The 16482-nt window shown below is 72.8% G+C and carries 17 protein-coding genes; 13 read left to right on the forward strand and 4 right to left on the reverse strand.

The genetic code is table 11. From position 1 onward, the window contains the following. Window positions 1-96 precede the first annotated feature (96 nt). A complete protein-coding gene (locus JRG78_RS01930) occupies window positions 97-738 on the forward strand; it encodes a TetR/AcrR family transcriptional regulator (protein WP_272653551.1) in 642 nt (213 codons plus the stop codon). Between the two features lie 2 nt (window positions 739-740). Here JRG78_RS01930 and JRG78_RS01935 read toward each other — a convergent pair whose 3' ends face one another. Beyond that, window positions 741-1721, reverse strand: a complete 981-nt coding sequence (locus JRG78_RS01935; protein WP_272653552.1) for an o-succinylbenzoate synthase — start codon at window positions 1719-1721, stop codon at window positions 741-743. Between the two features lie 141 nt (window positions 1722-1862). On the opposite strand from JRG78_RS01935, the gene JRG78_RS01940 reads away from it, so the two are divergent. The 11 genes from JRG78_RS01940 to JRG78_RS01990 all read left to right on the forward strand — a co-directional run bounded on the left by JRG78_RS01940 (window position 1863) and on the right by JRG78_RS01990 (window position 12056). Beyond that, window positions 1863-2264 (forward strand): PadR family transcriptional regulator, encoded by a 402-nt coding sequence (locus JRG78_RS01940; RefSeq protein ID WP_272653553.1) that lies wholly within the window; start codon window positions 1863-1865, stop codon window positions 2262-2264. A gap of 2 nt (window positions 2265-2266) precedes the next feature. Next, complete coding sequence (locus JRG78_RS01945) at window positions 2267-3271, forward strand: permease prefix domain 1-containing protein (RefSeq protein WP_272653554.1); 1005 nt, start codon at window positions 2267-2269, stop codon at window positions 3269-3271. 10 nt (window positions 3272-3281) lie between these two features. After that, window positions 3282-4199 (forward strand): 1,4-dihydroxy-2-naphthoyl-CoA synthase, encoded by a 918-nt coding sequence (locus JRG78_RS01950; protein WP_272653555.1) that lies wholly within the window; start codon window positions 3282-3284, stop codon window positions 4197-4199. Window positions 4200-4221: 22 nt separating this feature from the next. Continuing rightward, entirely contained in the window at window positions 4222-5373 is a 1152-nt protein-coding gene (locus JRG78_RS01955) for an AMP-binding protein (RefSeq protein WP_272653556.1), read from the forward strand. A 50-nt stretch (window positions 5374-5423) separates the two neighbouring features. Further along, window positions 5424-6215, forward strand: a complete 792-nt coding sequence (locus JRG78_RS01960; protein ID WP_272653557.1) for a class I SAM-dependent methyltransferase — start codon at window positions 5424-5426, stop codon at window positions 6213-6215. Window positions 6216-6321: 106 nt separating this feature from the next. Then, window positions 6322-7515, forward strand: coding sequence for a histidine kinase (locus tag JRG78_RS01965; protein ID WP_259607326.1), 1194 nt, complete (start codon window positions 6322-6324; stop codon window positions 7513-7515). Window positions 7516-7618: 103 nt separating this feature from the next. Continuing rightward, window positions 7619-8254 carry a response regulator gene (locus JRG78_RS01970; RefSeq protein ID WP_259607327.1) on the forward strand — a complete coding sequence of 212 codons (636 nt, stop codon included), beginning with the start codon at window positions 7619-7621 and terminating at the stop codon, window positions 8252-8254. Window positions 8255-8546: 292 nt separating this feature from the next. Further along, window positions 8547-9308 (forward strand): ABC transporter ATP-binding protein, encoded by a 762-nt coding sequence (locus JRG78_RS01975; protein WP_259607328.1) that lies wholly within the window; start codon window positions 8547-8549, stop codon window positions 9306-9308. Next, window positions 9305-10780 (forward strand): FtsX-like permease family protein, encoded by a 1476-nt coding sequence (locus tag JRG78_RS01980; protein WP_432806430.1) that lies wholly within the window; start codon window positions 9305-9307, stop codon window positions 10778-10780. The genes JRG78_RS01975 and JRG78_RS01980 overlap by 4 nt, the downstream gene beginning before the upstream one ends. 193 nt (window positions 10781-10973) lie before the next feature. Next, a complete protein-coding gene (locus JRG78_RS01985) occupies window positions 10974-11630 on the forward strand; it encodes a 2-phosphosulfolactate phosphatase (RefSeq protein ID WP_259607329.1) in 657 nt (218 codons plus the stop codon). 51 nt (window positions 11631-11681) lie between these two features. Next, complete coding sequence (locus tag JRG78_RS01990; protein ID WP_259607330.1) at window positions 11682-12056, forward strand: DUF3054 domain-containing protein; 375 nt, start codon at window positions 11682-11684, stop codon at window positions 12054-12056. A 120-nt stretch (window positions 12057-12176) separates the two neighbouring features. Here the strand turns inward: JRG78_RS01990 and JRG78_RS01995 are convergent, their stop codons facing one another. The 3 genes from JRG78_RS01995 to JRG78_RS02005 form a co-directional block, all read right to left on the reverse strand. Continuing rightward, window positions 12177-12665 carry a SprT-like domain-containing protein gene (locus JRG78_RS01995; RefSeq protein ID WP_259607331.1) on the reverse strand — a complete coding sequence of 163 codons (489 nt, stop codon included), beginning with the start codon at window positions 12663-12665 and terminating at the stop codon, window positions 12177-12179. 313 nt (window positions 12666-12978) lie between these two features. After that, window positions 12979-13506 (reverse strand): hypothetical protein, encoded by a 528-nt coding sequence (locus JRG78_RS02000; RefSeq protein WP_259607332.1) that lies wholly within the window; start codon window positions 13504-13506, stop codon window positions 12979-12981. A 128-nt stretch (window positions 13507-13634) separates the two neighbouring features. Further along, the gene (locus JRG78_RS02005) at window positions 13635-14501 is read right to left on the reverse strand and encodes a spermidine synthase (RefSeq protein ID WP_259607333.1); all 867 of its coding nucleotides are present in this window, start codon (window positions 14499-14501) and stop codon (window positions 13635-13637) included. 255 nt (window positions 14502-14756) lie between these two features. Here JRG78_RS02005 and JRG78_RS02010 point away from each other — a divergent pair, with 255 nt between their 5' ends. Continuing rightward, window positions 14757-16436, forward strand: a complete 1680-nt coding sequence (locus JRG78_RS02010; protein WP_259607334.1) for an ABC transporter substrate-binding protein — start codon at window positions 14757-14759, stop codon at window positions 16434-16436. Window positions 16437-16482 lie beyond the last annotated feature (46 nt).

A 16482-nucleotide genomic window follows, 5' to 3' on the forward strand; every position in this document is an offset into this window, starting at 1 on the left:
GGTCACCGCATCCGCACGGACAGTACGGCGGGCACCCGATCGGGTCGGGAGGAGCGGCCCGGCATCCGATCTGGAAGAGTGGAGGAGGAGGCTTCGATGACGACACCCGCGACCCGGCGCCGGGAGAACACGCGCACGCGGCTGCTGGACGCCGCCGCGCAGGTGTTCGCCGAGCTCGGCCTGGAGGGGGCGACCGTCGAGGCGGTGTGCGAGCGGGCCGGCTTCACGCGCGGCGCGTTCTACTCCAACTTCGACTCCAAGGACGAGCTGTTCCTCATGCTGGCCGCGCGGGTCGGCTCGGCACGCGTGGCCGCGGTGCGCGAGCGGGTGCATCAGATGGTCGGCGACGGCGCCCTCGAGGACTGCGATCCGGTCGACCTCGTGCAGCAGGTGATGGACTCGGCGGGGGACGACCGACTGGGCGTCCTGCTGATGAGCGAGATCCGCATCCGGGCGCTCCGCGACCCCGCGTTCGGGGCCGCGTATCTCGCCCAGGAGCGTGAGATGGTGGCGAGCATCGCCGAGATCATCGCCGACATCGTCGCCTCGGGGCAGCTCTCCCTGCGCCTGGACCCGGAGACCGCCGCGCGCACGCTCATGATCGTGTGGGAGGGGATGACCGTGCGCGGCGCGATGGCGGGGATGGATGCCGACGCGCTGCGGCGCTCCGGCAGCGAGGAGCTCGGCCGGATGGTCGAGCTCATGGTCGCCGAGGGCCGGGCGACGTCCCGCCCGTAGTCTCAGCCGGCCGCGGTGAGCGCGGCGTGGCAGCGGCGCAGGCGGCCCAGCCACCAGTCCCGGCGGTCGTCCGTCGCGGCCAGGCGGTCGAGCGCCGCGGCATCCGGGACCACCCGCTGCACGGGGATCGCGCCGGCGACCGCGTGCGCCTCGGCGACATCGTCCGCGAAGAGGGAGGCCGTGCCGAGCCCGCAGTCGTACTCGAGCTCGGGCAGTGCGGCGGCCAGGGCCGCACCCTGCGCCAGGCCGACCGCGGTGTCCAGCGCGCTGGAGACGACCGCCGGCAGACCCGCGGCGGAGACGATCTCCAGGGCCCGGCGGGCGCCGCCCAGCGGCTGCGCCTTGACGACGAGCAGGTCGGCGGCATCCGCATCCGCCACCGCGAGCGGGTCGGTCGCCTTGCGCACGCTCTCGTCGGCGGCGACCGGGATGCCCATGTAGCGGATGCGGGCGCGCAGCTCGGCGAGTTCGGGCACCGTCGCGCACGGCTGCTCCAGGTATTCCAGGTCGAACTCGGCGAGGGCGTGCGTGGCGTGCTCGGCCTCGTCGACGTTCCACGCGCCGTTCGCGTCGAGGCGGATGCGGCCCTCCGGGCCCATCGCGGCGCGCACGGCGCGCACCCGGGCGATGTCGTCGGCGAGCGTCTGGCCGCGCTCGGCGACCTTGACCTTGGCGGTGCGGCATCCGTCGAAGCGGGCGAGCACCTCGGGTACACGCGACGCGTCGACGGCCGGGACCGTGGCGTTCACCGGGATGCGGTCGCGCAGCGGCGCCGGCTGTGGGTTCCAGGCGAAGTCGATCGCCGCCGCCAGCCAGGTCGCCGCCTCGGCGTCCTCGTATTCGGGGAACGGCGAGAACTCCGCCCAGCCCTGCGGGCCCTCGAACAGCAGCGCCTCGCGGACGTCGACGCCGCGGAACCGGGTGTGCAGCGGGAGCGCGACGACGTGCGCCGTGGCGAGGAGGTCGGCGAGCGGGGGCGTCATGCGTCCATCATGCCCCGCCGTGTGCGCTCCCCCGGGAGCCAGCCGCGTCTGGAGTCCTGCGCGTCGCCCGACCGGGCCCGCCGATACCCCGGTCGCATGCGTCGTTGACAATAGTGTGTGGCACACATTATAGTGACGAACATGGAAGAGGCGGATTTCGACGGACACCTGCAGGAGCTGCGGCGGGGCACGATCGTGCTGGCCAGCCTCCAGCTGCTGCGCGAGCCGGGGTACGGCTACGGGCTGCTGGAGCAGCTCAGCGCGGCGGGTTTCCCCACCGACGCGAACACGCTCTATCCGCTGCTGCGCCGGCTCGAGAAGCAGGGGTACCTCGACAGCGCCTGGAACACGGACGAGGCGAGACCCCGCAAGTTCTACCGCACCTCGGCGTCCGGAATCCGCCTCGCCGAGACCCTGACCCGGGAGCTTGCGGCCATCGCATCGGCATCCGCCGCGCTCGCCGAGACGACCCGCCGGGGTGCCGACAACACCGGTGCCGACGCGATCGGCGCCGAGAAGACCCGCGCCGAGAAGGAGAAGTGATCATGCCCACGACCCTCACCGAGCGGTACATCGCCGCCACCATCCGCAGCCTGCCGCCGTCCGCCCAGGACGACGTGCGCGCCGAGCTCGAGGCGTCCATCGCCGACGCCGTGGAGGCGCGTGTGGAGCAGGGGGAGAGCCCGACCGACGCCGAGCGCGCGGTGCTGAGCGGACTCGGCGACCCGGCCGTCCTCGCCGCCGGCTACGCCGACCGGCCGCTGCACCTCATCGGACCCCGGTACTACCTGGTGTGGTGGCGTCTGCTGAGGCTGCTGCTGTGGATCGTCACCCCGCTGGCGATGGGCGCCGTGCTGCTGGCGCGGCTGCTCACCGACGCCACCGCGGGGGAGGCCATCGCCGCCTCGGTGACGACCGGCATCGGCGTCATCGTGCACATCGCCTTCTGGACGACGCTGGTGTTCGTCCTCCTGGAACGCCGCGGCGCGGAGACGGGCGTCACGTGGGACATCGACCGGCTGCCGGAGCCGCCGCAGAACGCGACCGGCCGGACGGACCTGATCGGCTCGCTGGTGTTCCTCGCCATCGCCGCCGGCGCGGTGCTGTGGGACGCGGTCCGCGGCTTCGTGCGCGTCGACGGCGAGGCGATGCCGATCCTCGACCCGGCGCTGTGGCCGTGGGGCGTGACGGCTCTGCTCGTGCTGCTCGTGGCGGAGGCCGCACTCGCGATCCGCGTGTATCTCGCCGGTCGCTGGACGGTTCCGCTGGCCGTGGTCAACACGGTCCTGGCGTTCGCCGTCGCCGTCCCCGTGATGGTGCTGCTGCTGCAGGGCCGGATCGTGAACCCGGAGTTCGTCCGGTACCTCGTCGAGAGCGGTGCGGAGGATGCCGGAGCGTCCGCCGGCGGGATCGTCGCGACGGTCGCCGTCATCGTCGGCGTCGTGATCGTCGGCGGTGCGCTGTGGGACATCGTGGACGGGTGGCGGAAGGCGCTGTCCGCCCGGTCGCCGGCGCCGGCGGCTCCCCGCCGCGAGGCCGTGCCGAACTAGGCTGGACGCCGTGACCGACGCCTTCGTCTCCGACCTGTTCGACCCGGCCGAGTGGGTGCTCGCCCCCGGTGCGGAGGACTACACCGACATCACCGCGCACATCTCGCGCGACGGCGGCGTCGCGCGGATCGCGTTCGACCGCCCGGAGGTGCGGAACGCGTTCCGGCCGCACACGGTCGACGAGCTGTACCGGGCGCTCGACATCGCCCGCCAGGATCCGCGGATCGGCGCCGTGCTGCTCACCGGCAACGGCCCCAGTCCGAAGGACGGCGGGTGGGCGTTCTGCTCCGGCGGCGACCAGCGCATCCGCGGCCGGGACGGGTACAAGTACTCCGACGACGAGACCGCCGTTCCCGCCGAGGCGCAGGCCAGGGCGGGCCGGCTGCACATCCTCGAGGTGCAGCGGCTGATCCGGTTCATGCCGAAGGTGGTCATCGCCGTCGTCCCGGGCTGGGCGGCCGGCGGCGGGCATTCCCTGCACGTGGTGTGCGACCTGACGATCGCCTCGGCCGAGCACGGCCGGTTCAAGCAGACGGATGCCGACGTCGGCAGCTTCGACGCCGGATACGGATCCGCGTACATGGCGCGCCAGACCGGGCAGAAGATCGCCCGCGAGGTGTTCTTCCTCGCCGAGGAGTACTCGGCTCAGCGGGCGTACGAGATGGGCGCCGTCAACCGGGTCGTCCCGCACGCCGACCTCGAACGCGAGGCGCTGAGGATGGCGCGGACGGTGCTGACGAAGTCGCCCACCGCGATCCGGATGCTGAAGTTCGCCTTCAACGCCGTCGACGACGGACTGGTCGGCCAGCAGGTGTTCGCCGGGGAGGCCACGCGCCTCGCGTACGGCACCGACGAAGCCCTCGAGGGGCGCGACGCCTTCCTCGAGAAGCGCGCGCCGGACTGGTCGCCGTTCCCCTGGCACTTCTGAGCCGCACCCGAGGGAGGAACGGATGCCGCGGCTGATCGGGCTCTCCGGGGACGACCCGAGGGCGGTGCTCGACGGCATCCGTCACGCCCTCGACGGCGGACCTGCCCTCGGGCTGGGCATGCTCGACGACGTGCGGGCGGAGGCGCCGGACGGAACCGCCGCGGTGATCGCGACGTCCGGGTCGAGCGGCATCCCCAAGCGCGTCGTCCTCAGCGCCGGTGCGCTGCGGGCCAGTGCGCGCGCCACGGCCGCCCGGATCGGGCAGGGACGCTGGCTGCTCGCGCTGCCGGCCGGCTACGTCGCCGGCCTCCAGGTGCTCGTCCGCTCCCTCCTCGCCGGCACCGACCCGGTGATGCTGGAGGGCAGGTTCCGCCCCGAGGCGTTCGCCGAGGCCACCCGGGCCGCGGCCGGCGGGGGCGACGGGCTCTACACCTCCCTGGTCCCGGCGCAGCTGGCGACGCTGCTCGACGCGGCGGCTGAGGATACCGGCGTCCTCGACGCCCTGCGGGCGTACCGGGCCGTGCTCGTCGGCGGGCAGGCGCTGCCGGAGCCGTTGCGCGATCGGGCGGCGGACGCCGGCATCCGCCTGGTGCGCACGTACGGGTCGAGCGAGACGAGCGGCGGATGCGTGTACGACGGCCTCCCGCTGGACGGCGTCACCGTGCGGGCGGTCGACGGCGAACTGCGGATCAGCGGGCCGATGCTCGCGGACGGATACCTCGGCGACGAGGAGCTGACCGCCCGCGTCTTCCTCCGCGACGCGGACGGCACCCGGTGGTACCGCACCGGCGACCTCGGACTCGTCGAGGACGGCGTCGTCCGTGTGCACGGCCGCGCCGACAACGTCATCGTCTCCGGTGGCATCAACGTCTCCCTCGACCGGGTGGAGCGGATCGTCCGGCGCATCCCCGGGTTCGCCGGCGCGGTCGTCGTCGGCATCCCGGATCCGCGGTGGGGCGAGGCGTCCGTGATCGTCGCCGCGCGCGGGGAGGAGCTCCGGCGCAGCGAGGCCGAGCAGCTCGAACGCGCCCGCGACGCCGTGGCGGCCGAGATCGGCCGGCACGCCCGGCCCGCCCGGCTCATCCTCGTCGACGAGCTGGCGGCCCTGCCCTCCGGCAAGCCCGACCGGGAGGCCGTCCGCCGGCTGGTGTCGGAGCTGCGCCGGACGGACTGAACCGCTGCCCGTCCGCATCCGCAGGCCACGCCGCCTGACAGACTGGCCGCATGGCCGTCTACACCCACGGACACCACGACTCGGTGCTCCGCTCGCACAGCAATCGGACGATCGCGAACTCCGCGGCCTATCTCGCGCCGCACCTCGCCCCCGACCAGCGGCTGCTCGACGTCGGCGCCGGCCCCGGCACGATCACGATCGACTTCGCCTCCCGCGTGGCGCACGTCACCGCGACCGAGATCGACGCCCAGGCGCTGTCGCTGTCGCAGGCGCTCGCCGCCCGGACCGGCACGACCAACATCGCGTTCGCCGTGGCGGACGTGCACGCGCTCGGCTTCCCCGATGACGCCTTCGACATCGCCCACGCGCACCAGGTGCTGCAGCACGTCGGCGATCCGGTGCAGGCGCTGCGGGAGATGGCCCGCGTCGTCCGTCCCGGCGGGCTCGTCGCCGCGCGCGACGCCGATTACGCCGGCTTCCTCTGGTACCCGCTGCTGCCCGAACTCGACGAGTGGATGCGGCTCTACCAGGCGGCGGCACGCGCCAACGGCGGGGAGCCGGATGCCGGGCGCCGGCTGCTCTCCTGGGCGCACGCCGCCGGGCTCGCCGACGTCACGGCATCCGCCTCCACCTGGCTGTACGCCACGCCGGAGGAGCGGGCGTGGTGGGGCGGGATGTGGGCCGACCGCATCCTGGAGTCGGCGCTGGCGCGGCAGCTGGTCGACACCGGCCTGGCCGGCACCGCCGATCTGCGGCGGATCAGCGCCGGCTGGCGCGCCTGGGCGGGGCACGACGACGGCTGGTTCCTGCTGCCGCACGGGGAGATCCTCGCCCGGGTCTGAATCGCCGGGTCTGATCCGCTCGGGCCCGCCGCGGGTGCGGATCCGCGGACCGGGATACATCTCGCGACGGATGCCGGGCCGCGCGACGCTCCCGTAGCGTGGGGGAGTGATCCGCTCCGTCCCCCGCGTCTGGCTCGTGCTCGACATCGTCGGCAGCGTGCTCGGCTTCGCGATCACGATGCCGCTGTCGTTCGCCTTCGCCGTCGGCTCGCCCAGCGCATGGGTCGCGCCGGAGAGCGTCGCGATCGCCCTGTTCGTGCTCGTCGGCGCTGTGATGTGGGGCGCCGCGGCGATCAGCCGGACCTCGCCGAGCCTGGCGCTGCTCATCGCCTGGGGTGCGGCGATCGTGCAGATGGCCTGCGGTTTCCCCGCCGCCGTGTTCGACATCGCCGTGTTCGGCGTGCTCTTCGCCACGGCCGCCTGGGGCAGCCGCACGCTGATGTGGGTCGGTGCCGGGTCGGCGGTCGCCGGCGGCGTGATCGCCGGCTTCTACATCGCGCTGCTGCAGTTCGGGCCGACGGTGGTCGACACCACGACCGGGCTGCGCCTGGTGACCGTCGGCGGGCTGATCGGCACCAGCGCCGTCCTCGCACTGGTGCTGTCCTGGGGAGCCGGCGTGCTCTGGCGCGTCGTGCTGCGCGGCCGCGCCACCCGCGAGGCCCAGCTGCGCGCGGAGACGGTCGCCGCCGAGGAGCAGGAGCGGGTGCGCATCGCCCGCGACATGCACGACGTCGTGGCGCACTCGCTCGCCGCCGTGATCGCCCAGGCCGACGGGGCGCGGTACGCCGCGGCATCCGACCCCGCCGTCGCGTCCGAAGCGCTCGGCACCATCGCACAGACGGCGCGCGGGGCGCTGTCGGACGTGCGGATGCTGCTCACCCAGCTCCGCCACCGCCAGGGCGACGGCCCGCAGCCGACGCTGGCCGACCTCGAGGCGCTGTTCGCGCAGGTGCGGCAAGCCGGCGTCGAGCCGCGGGTCACGGTCGCCCCGACCCCTCCCGGCGAGCCGCCCGGGGCGATCCAGCTGGCGGTGTACCGCATCCTGCAGGAGGCGCTGACGAACGCCCTCCGGCACGGGACCGGCGACGTCGACGTGCGACTGTCGTGGTGGCCGGACCGGGTGGACCTGGAGGTGGCGAACGGGGTGGCCGGATCCGCCGCGCCGGCGCCGGGCGGCCACGGGCTGATCGGCATGCGGGAACGCGCGCAGCTCGTGGGCGGTACGCTGACGGCGGGGAGGGATGCCGGGCGGTTCATCGTCCGCGCCACGCTACCCATCGTGCCGCCGGTCGGGCCATGACCGCGGCCGTCGACCGTCCGCGGCGCCGTCGAGCCGCACCGCGCGCACTGTCGCGCCGGGATACACCATCGAGGGCGCTGCCGCGCCGCAGCAGGAGGAACGCATGATCAGGGTCGTGCTCGTGGACGACCAGGCGCTGTTCCGTGCCGGCGTCCGGATGCTCGTGGCGTCCCAACCCGACATGGACGTCGTCGGCGAGGCCGGGGACGGGCAGGAGGCGCTCGGCGTGGTCGCGGCGACCCGGCCGGATGTGGTGCTCATGGACATCCGGATGCCGGTGATGGACGGCCTCACCGCGACCTCCCGCATCCTCGCCGCCCCCGATGCGCCCCGGATCGTGATGCTCACGACCTTCGACCTCGACGAGTCGGCGGCGCGGGCGATCCAGCAGGGTGCGAGCGGCTTCCTGCTCAAGGACGCCGACCCGGAGTTCCTGCTCGCCGCGATCCGCACGGTGCACGCCGGATCGAGCGTGATCGCGGCATCCGCCACCCGCGAGCTGTTCGCGCACTTCACGGCGCAGACGACGCCGGTTCCGCCGGAGTACGCCGACCTCACCGATCGGGAGCGCGAGATCTTCGCCCTCGCGGCGCGCGGCCTGTCGAACGCCGAGATCGCGGCGCGCGAGTTCCTCAGCGAGGCGACCGTGAAGACCCACATCTCCCGCATCCTCACCAAGCTGGCACTGCGCGACCGCGTGCAGCTGGTCGTCTTCGCCTTCGAGCACGGACTGGCCTGACCCCCCAGACACGACACATTGTGTCCCTTCCTGCTGGTTGTCACGCCCGGCACCCGCCGATCGGGACACAATGTGTCGCTTCGGGTGGGTTGCGAAGGTCACCCGCCGATCGGGACACAATGTGTCCGTTCGGGTGGGTTGCCGTGGCGGGCACCTGCGGAACGCGACACGATGTGGCTGTTCATGTGGATGCGGGGCGGCGTCACGAGGGGGATGATCATCCTGCGGATGTACGACGGATGCATCCCCGGGGCGATGTGTCGGGCGGGGCCTGGAAAATAGCGTCGGAGGCATGGAGATCACGACCTCGGGCCTCGGGCTCGCCGCCCGCGTCCAGCACCTCACCAAGACCTACGGCACCGGCGATGCGGGGGTGCGGGCGCTCGACGACGTCAGCGTCGGCATCCGCCGGGGCCAGTTCACCGCGATCATGGGGCCGTCCGGTTCGGGCAAGTCCACGCTCATGCACATCATGGCCGGGCTCGACGCCCCCACCGAGGGGCGGGTGTGGATCGGCGACACCGAGATCACCGGCCTCGGCGACCTGGACATGACGATCCTTCGCCGCCGCCGCGTGGGGTTCATCTTCCAGGCCTTCAACCTCGTGCCGACCCTCGACGTGCTGGGGAACATCCTGCTGCCGTTCGAGCTCGACGGCCGCCGACCGAGCGCGATCGAGCGGGCGCGGATCGACGACCTCGTCGATACGCTCGGCCTGGGCGCCCGGCTGAGGCACCGCCCGCACCAGCTGTCCGGCGGGCAGCAGCAGCGGGTCGCGATCGCCCGCGCCCTCGCCACCGCGCCCGACCTCGTCTTCGCCGACGAGCCCACCGGCAACCTCGACTCCGCGACCGGACGCGAGGTGCTGAAGCTCCTCGCCGCGGCCAGCCGTGACCACGGGCAGTCGATCGCGATGGTCACCCACGACGCCATCGCCGCGAGTCACGCGGACCGCGTGCTGTTCCTCGGCGACGGCCGGATCGTGGCCGACCACCCGCGGCAGACCGCGGAGCAGATCGCCTCGTACATGCTCGCGGCGGAGGTGGCGGCGTGACCGCGCTGGTGGCCGAGGCGATCCTCGAGCGCCCCCGGCCGGCGCGGCTGGCGTGGCTGCGTGATCGCGGCATGGGTGCCAGCATCCTCGTCGCCGCGCTGGCCTCCGCGTTCGGCGTGTTCCTCGTCGAGGTCACCGTCTACACGGGCGACCTGCTGAAGTCCGACCCGTTCATCGGCGACAGCGGGACGCTCGCCGCGGTCGTCGCGATCCTGTCCGTGCTGCTCACCGGAGTCGCGATGTACGTCGCGGCGATCGTCACCGCGAACACCTTCTCCACGATCATCGCCGGACGGACGCGCCGCATCGCGCTGATGCGCCTGATCGGGGCATCCGCACGGTCGCAGCGCAGCGAGGTCGCCGGGCAGGGCTTCGTCGTCGGGATCATCGGCGCAGCCGTCGGGCTGGCATCCGGTCTCGGCCTCTCGGCCCTCGGGGTGCTCGTGGGGGAGCGGCTGCTCGAGCGGACCCCGGATACGTTCACCCTCGCCCAGCCGGCGCTCGTGCTGCCCGTCGTCGGCGTCGCCGTCACCACCTGGCTGGCGGCCTGGGTCGGGTCGCGCCGCGTGCTGACGGTCACGCCGCTGCAGGCGCTGGGCGGCTCGGTGGAGCGCTCGCACGAGGAGGTCGCCACCCGCCCGGCCCGTCACGTCGGTGCCCTCATCCTGCTGCTGCTGGGCATCGGCCTGCTCGCGGCGGGGATGGCGCTCGGCCTTGTGACGCCGCTCGGCGTCGTGGTCGCGTTCTTCGGCGGCATCCTGTCGTTCACCGGCCTGGCGACCGGCGCGGTGCTCGTGATGCCGCCGGTGCTGCGCCTGGTCGGACGGATGCTCGGCGACAGCGCGACCGCGCGCCTGGCTGCCGAGAACGCCCTGCGTCACCCCGAGCGCTCGAGCCGGATGGCCATCGGCGTCGTGATGGGCGTCACGCTCGTCACGATGTTCGCGGTGGCGCTGGAGACGACGAAGGCGCTGATGATGGGGCAGATGGAGGGGCAGATGTCGTCCGACGAGATGGCACAGGCGTTCATCGCGCCGATGGACGGGTTCGCCTCGGTGATGATGGTGCTCGTCGCGGTGTCGGCCGTGATCGCCTCGGTCGGGCTGGTGAACCTGCTCACCATCGGGGTGGTGCAGCGCAAGCGGGAGCTCGGGCTGCTGCGGGCGATCGGCCTCACCGCGGGGCAGGTGCGCCGGATGGTGCTGCTCGAGGCGCTGCACATCACCCTGGCGTCGACCCTCACCGGGCTCGTGCTCGGAATCGCGTACGGCTGGATCGCGGCGCAGTCGCTGCTCGGGTCGGTGCCGACGCTGCCGGAGTTCCAGCCCGCCGGACTCGTGCTGCCGGCGGTGCCCTGGATTCCGGTGGCGGTGATCGTCGCCGCGACCGCCGTGCTCACCGTGGTCGCCGCGGTCACCCCGACCCGCCTCGCCACGCGGGTATCGCCGGTGGAGGCGCTCGCCGCGGACTGAGGCGGGTGGGCCGCGGGCGGGGCCGGGTTCCCTCGTCGCGGGGAGGTTCCCGCACCTGCGGATGCCCGGCGGGGTGCGTTCTTCTCCCTGCGGCGGGGGACGTCCTGGTCGCGGGGAGATTCCCGCATCCGCCCCGACGCGCATGCCCGGGCGGGTTCCCCGCCTCGCGGGGATCCGCGCATAGGCTGGACGGATGCCGTCCCCGTTCGACCAGTCCACGTATCAGGTGCGCTTCGAATGGGGCGCCGAGGGCCTCGCCCGGCTCGCTCCGGCCGACGTCGTCGTGGTCGTCGACGTGCTGCGGTTCTCGTCGACGGTCGCCGACCTCGTCGCCGCAGGCGGCACCGTCGAGCTCGAGGCTGCGATCCCGTGGTCGATCAACGGTGCCGCCGTCGCGGCCGCAGCGGATGCCGGGACGGTGCTGCTCGGCTCGCTCCGCAACGCGGCGGCGACGGCTCGCGCGGTGATGGCCGAGCAGGAGCGCCGCGGTGCCCGCACATCGGTCGCCGTCATCGCGGCCGGAGAACGCGCACCGGACGACACGCTCCGCTTCGCGGTGGAGGACCAGCTCGGCGCTGGAGCGGTGATCGCCGCGCTGTCGGATCTCGGCATCGACCACAGCTCGCCGGAGGCCGCCGCCGCATCCGAGTCGTTCCGGGCACTGCGGCGCGCGCTGCGGCACCTGCTGTCAGCCGGCGGCTCCGGCAGGGAGCTCGCCGAGGGCGTTCCGTCCACGGAGCGGATGGCGGACGCCGGCATCCATCCCGTCACCGTCGCGCAGGCGGCGGAACTGGACGCGGTCGACGCGGTACCCGTGCTGCGGGACGGCGTCTTCGTCGCTTTCGCCTGATCGCTCGCGCGCCGCCGACGTTCCCGGATGCCGCGGCGTAGGGTCAGCGCTATGAGGTACCTCCCCGCGCTCATCGTCGACGCCGCCCTCGTCCTCGTGTTCGCCGTGATCGGGCGAGCATCTCACGCCGAGGATCCGTCGGGATTCCTCCTCACCGCCTGGCCGTTCCTGGCCGCGCTCGCCGCGGGGCACCTCCTGGCCGCGCTCCTGCCGGGGCGCCCGCGCCGACCCTGGTCGTTGAGGTGGGGCGCCGTCGTGTGGGTCGTCACCGTCGTCGGCGGGATGCTGCTGCGGCTGGCATCCGGCGCCACGGCGCAGTTGCCGTTCGTCATCGTGGCGACGCTCACGCTCGCGGTGCTCCTGCTCGGGTGGCGGGCCCTGGCATCCGTCGTCCGCCGCAGGTCGGCCACCGCTCCCACGCCCTGACGGCGCGCGGCCGGTTCCCCGCCACATTGTGGCGCCATCGGTCGGTTTCGGCTGTCCGCAGTGGTCGGACGTGACACATTGTGGCTGCGGGCGGGCGGCGGTGCCGCCTCGGGGAGAAGGTCAGCGTGGACGCATGGCGGCGAGTCGGTCGGCCGGCGTGATCTCGCGGCGGGTCCACTCGAACAGGTAGCGCTGGTCGAAGCGCCGCGAGCACTTGGCGCACGACGTGGCACGCGTGGGACGGCGATGCCGGTACGCGATGTGGCCCGCCGGGCAGCGACCGATCCACGGCGCGAGCTCCACCGCCGTCTCCCCGGTGTGGGTCGTTCCGCCGACGTAGCCCAGCTCGCGGGCCACCCGCCTCCACGCGGGACCGTGTGCGGCGGCATGACCGGCGAGCGCATGGGCGACCTCGTGCAGCAGCACCTGGTGGATCTCGTCGTCGTCGAACCGGGCGGCGAGGTAGCGGGAGACGGTGATCGTCTTGGTCTGGTAGTGGCAGGCACCGGCCCGGCGCTTGGCGTGGTCGAAGCCGAACGACCAGGACTCGTCGAGGTGGAGCCTGATCAGTGCCTCGCCCCAGACGCGCACCCGGTCCAGATCTGCCATGCGCTCAGACTAGAACGGATCTCCGACATCGGGCGCGTTTCGTCTCGCTCCGCCTGCGGCGCGCTTGCTCAACGACGGCGAGGAGAGGCCCGGGTGCGCGGCGGAGCGGATGCCGCCGGGAGGAAACCGCACGGCGGAGGGGGCTGTGGGGCGCAGGATTCTCCTGGCGGTGATCGCGCTCGGCGTCGCGAGGAGGAAATCGCACCGCGGAGGGTGCTGGGGAATGCGGGATTCTCCCGGCGGCGGTGCTCGCTCAACGACCGGGAAACGCTGCTCGCTCGGCGACCGGGGAAGCGAGCGGGGGCAAAGGGTGTCAGACGCTGACGGGCTCGGACGTGCGGCGCCGCTCCACGGCCTCGATCGCGAGCAGCGCGGTCTCCAGCTCGCTGTCGTCCGCACCGGACTCGCGGCGCAGGAACAGCCAGCGCTTGAAGCTCTCGCGCGCCTGCTCGTAGTCGCCGGCGTCGTACGCGTTCTTGCCATGGTGCTGGTGGGCGAACGCGGCGATGCCGGCCCAGCGCTGTCCCTCGGCCTCGTTCGCGCACGTCGCCAGCTCCTGCTCGGCGGCGGCGTGGGCGCCGCGGTACTGCAGCACGGTCGCGTGCAGCACCCTGGCCCGGAGCACATCCTTCCGGGTGCCGGCCATGCGCGCCTGCCGCACGGTCTCCTCGGCCAGCACGAGCGCGTCGTCCAGGCGGCCGAGCACCTTCAGCAGCCAGACGCGCTCCAGCAGGGCGGGGATGCTGCGCTGCTGCTCGATCTCGGCCAGCCGGTCGGCGCACTCCCGGGGGTCCACCAGTTCACGAAGCGTCTCGGGGTCGTAACCCTTGATGAAACCCATGACCGGTGGCTCCTCTCTCCGCGACGTCCTTTCCAGTCTGCCTGGCCGACCCGGGAACCCTCTGAGGCACGCCCGGCGCGTGCCGCATCCGCCGTCTCCCGCGTCACGCCCCCGGGCGCTCCGGCGGCTCAGCGCAGGAACACCGAGGCGTCCGGTCGCGGCGAGTCCACGGCATCCGCATCCGTGACGATGCGCGCTCCCTCGGCGAACGCCGCGATCTCGTCACCCTGCGCGATCTTCGCCGGGTGCGGCCCGGCGGCGAGCATCCGCGGCAGCCACGCGGTCGGCAGCGATGTGGCGGATGCCGCGATGACGAGGTTCCCGAACCGACGCCCCTTGAGGACCTGGGTGTCGGCGAGCAGCGCCACGTCGGAGAACACCGCCGCCACGGTCGCGACCTGGCGGCGCGCGAAGGCGAGGCCGGGTCCGTCGGCGACGTTCACGAGCAGCACGCCGGGCGGCGCGAGGAGCGCGGACAGCTCGCGGTAGAACTCGACGCTGGTCAGGTGCGCGGGTGTCCGCGCCCCGGAGTAGACGTCCGAGACGACGAGATCGCACCGCCCCTTCAGCGCGGGCGGCAGGCGCTTCAAACCCTCGCGGGCGTCGCCGATGCGGGTGCGGATGGCCGCGCCCCGCGGCAGGGGGAGCTCCTCGCGCACCAGCTGCACGAGCGGGGCCTCGAGCTCGATCACCTGCTGCCGCGAACCGGGGCGGGTCGCCTCGATGTAACGGGGGAGCGTGAGCGCTCCGGCGCCGAGGTGCACCGCGGTGAGCGGTTGCCCGGGCTCGCCGAGCTGGTCGATCACCGCGCCCATCCGGACGATGTACTCGAAATGCAGGTGCGTCGGGTCGTCGAGGTCGACGTGCGACTGGGGCGTGCCGTCGACGATCAGCTCGAAGCCGCGGGTGAACTCGGACGGGGCGATCTCGACGACGCCGCCATGATCGAGGCGGATGCGGGGGTGCTCGGCGTCCCGGCCGCGTGCTCGTCCCATGAGATGAGGGTACGCGGAAGGGCGGGGTCGGCGGGGGCGGGGCGTTTCGTCTCGGTCGGCTTCGCCGTCCTCGCTCAACGACCGGGAGTGCCCGGGACGGCCGGGGAGGGACCGGGGAGCGCGGAAGCCGATACCGGATCGCAACCGTGGTGAGTTGGAATGTCACGCGGTCGTGGGTAGCGTCGATTTCATCACGTGTGCGGATGCGACGCCGCATCCGATGCGCGCAATGAAGCGTTCAAGGGAAGGCACACCATGCACTACTCACCCACGCGTCGGGGACGGCTGATCGCCGTCGCCGGAGCCGCCGTCGCGGCGATGCTGCTGTCCGGATGCGTCGCGAGCCAGCGCGACGACGACAACGGCGACGAGGGCGCCGCCGAGGTCGACACGACCTTCGTGTTCGCGGCATCCGCGGACCCGGCCAGCCTCGACCCCGCCATCGCCCAGGACGGCGAGACGTTCCGCGTCTCCCGCCAGATCTTCGAGGGCCTGGTCGGCACCAAGCCCGGCACGGCCGACCCGGCCCCGCTGCTCGCCGAGGAGTGGGAGTCGTCCGAGGACGGCATGACCCACACCTTCACCCTGAAAGAGGGCGTCACCTTCCACGACGGCACCCCGTTCAACGCCGAGGCCGTCTGCTACAACTTCGACCGCTGGTACAACTGGACCGGGCTGCTGGCCTCCGAGGCGCTCGGCTACTACTACAACAAGCTGTTCAAGGGCTACGCCTCCAACCCGGCCGACGCCGTCTACAAGTCCTGTACGCCCGACGGCGAGCACTCGGTGACGATCGAGCTGAACAAGCCGTTCGCGGGGTTCGTGGCCTCCCTGTCGCTGCCGGCGTTCGGCATGCAGAGCCCGTCCGCGCTGAAGGAGTTCGGCGCCGACGAGGTGGGCGGCACCGCCGAGGCGCCCGTGCTCTCCGAGTACGCCAAGGCGCACCCGGTCGGCACCGGCCCGTTCAAGTTCGAGTCGTGGAGCACGGGCGAGAACGTCACGCTGACCGCCTACGAGGACTACTGGGGCGAGCAGGGCCAGATCGAGGAGATCATCTTCCGGGTGATCGGCGAGCCCACCGCCCGCCGGCAGGCGCTCGAGGCCGGCGACATCGACGGCTACGACCTGGTCGGCCCGGCCGACACCAAGGCGCTCGAGGAGGCCGGGTTCACGATGGTGTCCCGCCCGCCGTTCACGATCCTGTACCTCGGCTTCAACCAGGCCGTCCCGGAGCTGCAGGACATCCGCGTCCGGCAGGCGCTGTCGCACGCGATCGACAAGGACGCGCTGATCAAGCAGGTGCTCCCTGAGGGCACGCAGAAGGCGACGCAGTTCGTCCCCGAGGTCGTCAACGGCTACAACCCCGACGTGACCACGTACGAGTACGACCCGGAGAAGGCCAAGGCTCTCCTCGCGGAGGCCGGCTTCACCGCCGAGAACCCGCTCAGCCTGACCTTCAACTACCCGGTCAACGTGTCGCGTCCGTACATGCCGAACCCGGAGCAGATCTTCACCGTCCTCTCGAAGCAGCTCGAGGAGGTCGGGGTGCAGATCACGCCGGAGACGGATGCCTGGAGCCCGGACTACCTGGACAAGATCACCGGCACCCCCGACCACGGCATCCACCTGCTCGGCTGGACCGGCGACTACAACGACACCGACAACTTCGTCGGCGTCTTCTTCGGGCAGCCCAGCTCCGAGTGGGGCTTCGACAACCCGGAGCTGTTCCAGAAGCTGACCGAGGCCCGGGGCATCTCGAGCCTGGAGGAGCAGACCCCGCTGTACGAGGAGATCAACGAGGACGTCGCGCAGTTCATCCCGGGCGTTCCGCTCGCCCACCCGGCTCCGACCCTGGCGTTCTCGCCGCGGGTGAAGAGCTACCCGGCGAGCCCGGTGAACGACGAGGTGTTCACGGACATCGTCCTGACCGAGTGATGCCCGGCCGCGTCCCTCTCCCGGTCGCCTTCCGGCCGGGAGAGGG

Origin of the sequence: Microbacterium sp. EF45047, from assembly GCF_028472845.1 — a bacterium.
GTDB classification, from domain to species: Bacteria; Actinomycetota; Actinomycetes; order Actinomycetales; family Microbacteriaceae; genus Microbacterium; species Microbacterium neungamense.

What these genes read in the sequence shown, in the direction of transcription:
- JRG78_RS01930 (WP_272653551.1), top strand. Translation starts at nt 97, where the DNA reads ATGACGACACCCGCGACCCGGCGCCGGGAGAACACGCGCACGCGGCTG.
- JRG78_RS01935 (WP_272653552.1), bottom strand. Translation starts at nt 1,721, where the DNA reads ATGACGCCCCCGCTCGCCGACCTCCTCGCCACGGCGCACGTCGTCGCG.
- JRG78_RS01940 (WP_272653553.1), top strand. Translation starts at nt 1,863, where the DNA reads ATGGAAGAGGCGGATTTCGACGGACACCTGCAGGAGCTGCGGCGGGGC.
- JRG78_RS01945 (WP_272653554.1), top strand. Translation starts at nt 2,267, where the DNA reads ATGCCCACGACCCTCACCGAGCGGTACATCGCCGCCACCATCCGCAGC.
- JRG78_RS01955 (WP_272653556.1), top strand. Translation starts at nt 4,222, where the DNA reads ATGCCGCGGCTGATCGGGCTCTCCGGGGACGACCCGAGGGCGGTGCTC.
- JRG78_RS01960 (WP_272653557.1), top strand. Translation starts at nt 5,424, where the DNA reads ATGGCCGTCTACACCCACGGACACCACGACTCGGTGCTCCGCTCGCAC.
- JRG78_RS01970 (WP_259607327.1), top strand. Translation starts at nt 7,619, where the DNA reads ATGATCAGGGTCGTGCTCGTGGACGACCAGGCGCTGTTCCGTGCCGGC.
- JRG78_RS01975 (WP_259607328.1), top strand. Translation starts at nt 8,547, where the DNA reads ATGGAGATCACGACCTCGGGCCTCGGGCTCGCCGCCCGCGTCCAGCAC.
- JRG78_RS01985 (WP_259607329.1), top strand. Translation starts at nt 10,974, where the DNA reads ATGCCGTCCCCGTTCGACCAGTCCACGTATCAGGTGCGCTTCGAATGG.
- JRG78_RS01990 (WP_259607330.1), top strand. Translation starts at nt 11,682, where the DNA reads ATGAGGTACCTCCCCGCGCTCATCGTCGACGCCGCCCTCGTCCTCGTG.
- JRG78_RS01995 (WP_259607331.1), bottom strand. Translation starts at nt 12,665, where the DNA reads ATGGCAGATCTGGACCGGGTGCGCGTCTGGGGCGAGGCACTGATCAGG.
- JRG78_RS02000 (WP_259607332.1), bottom strand. Translation starts at nt 13,506, where the DNA reads ATGGGTTTCATCAAGGGTTACGACCCCGAGACGCTTCGTGAACTGGTG.
- JRG78_RS02005 (WP_259607333.1), bottom strand. Translation starts at nt 14,501, where the DNA reads ATGGGACGAGCACGCGGCCGGGACGCCGAGCACCCCCGCATCCGCCTC.
- JRG78_RS02010 (WP_259607334.1), top strand. Translation starts at nt 14,757, where the DNA reads ATGCACTACTCACCCACGCGTCGGGGACGGCTGATCGCCGTCGCCGGA.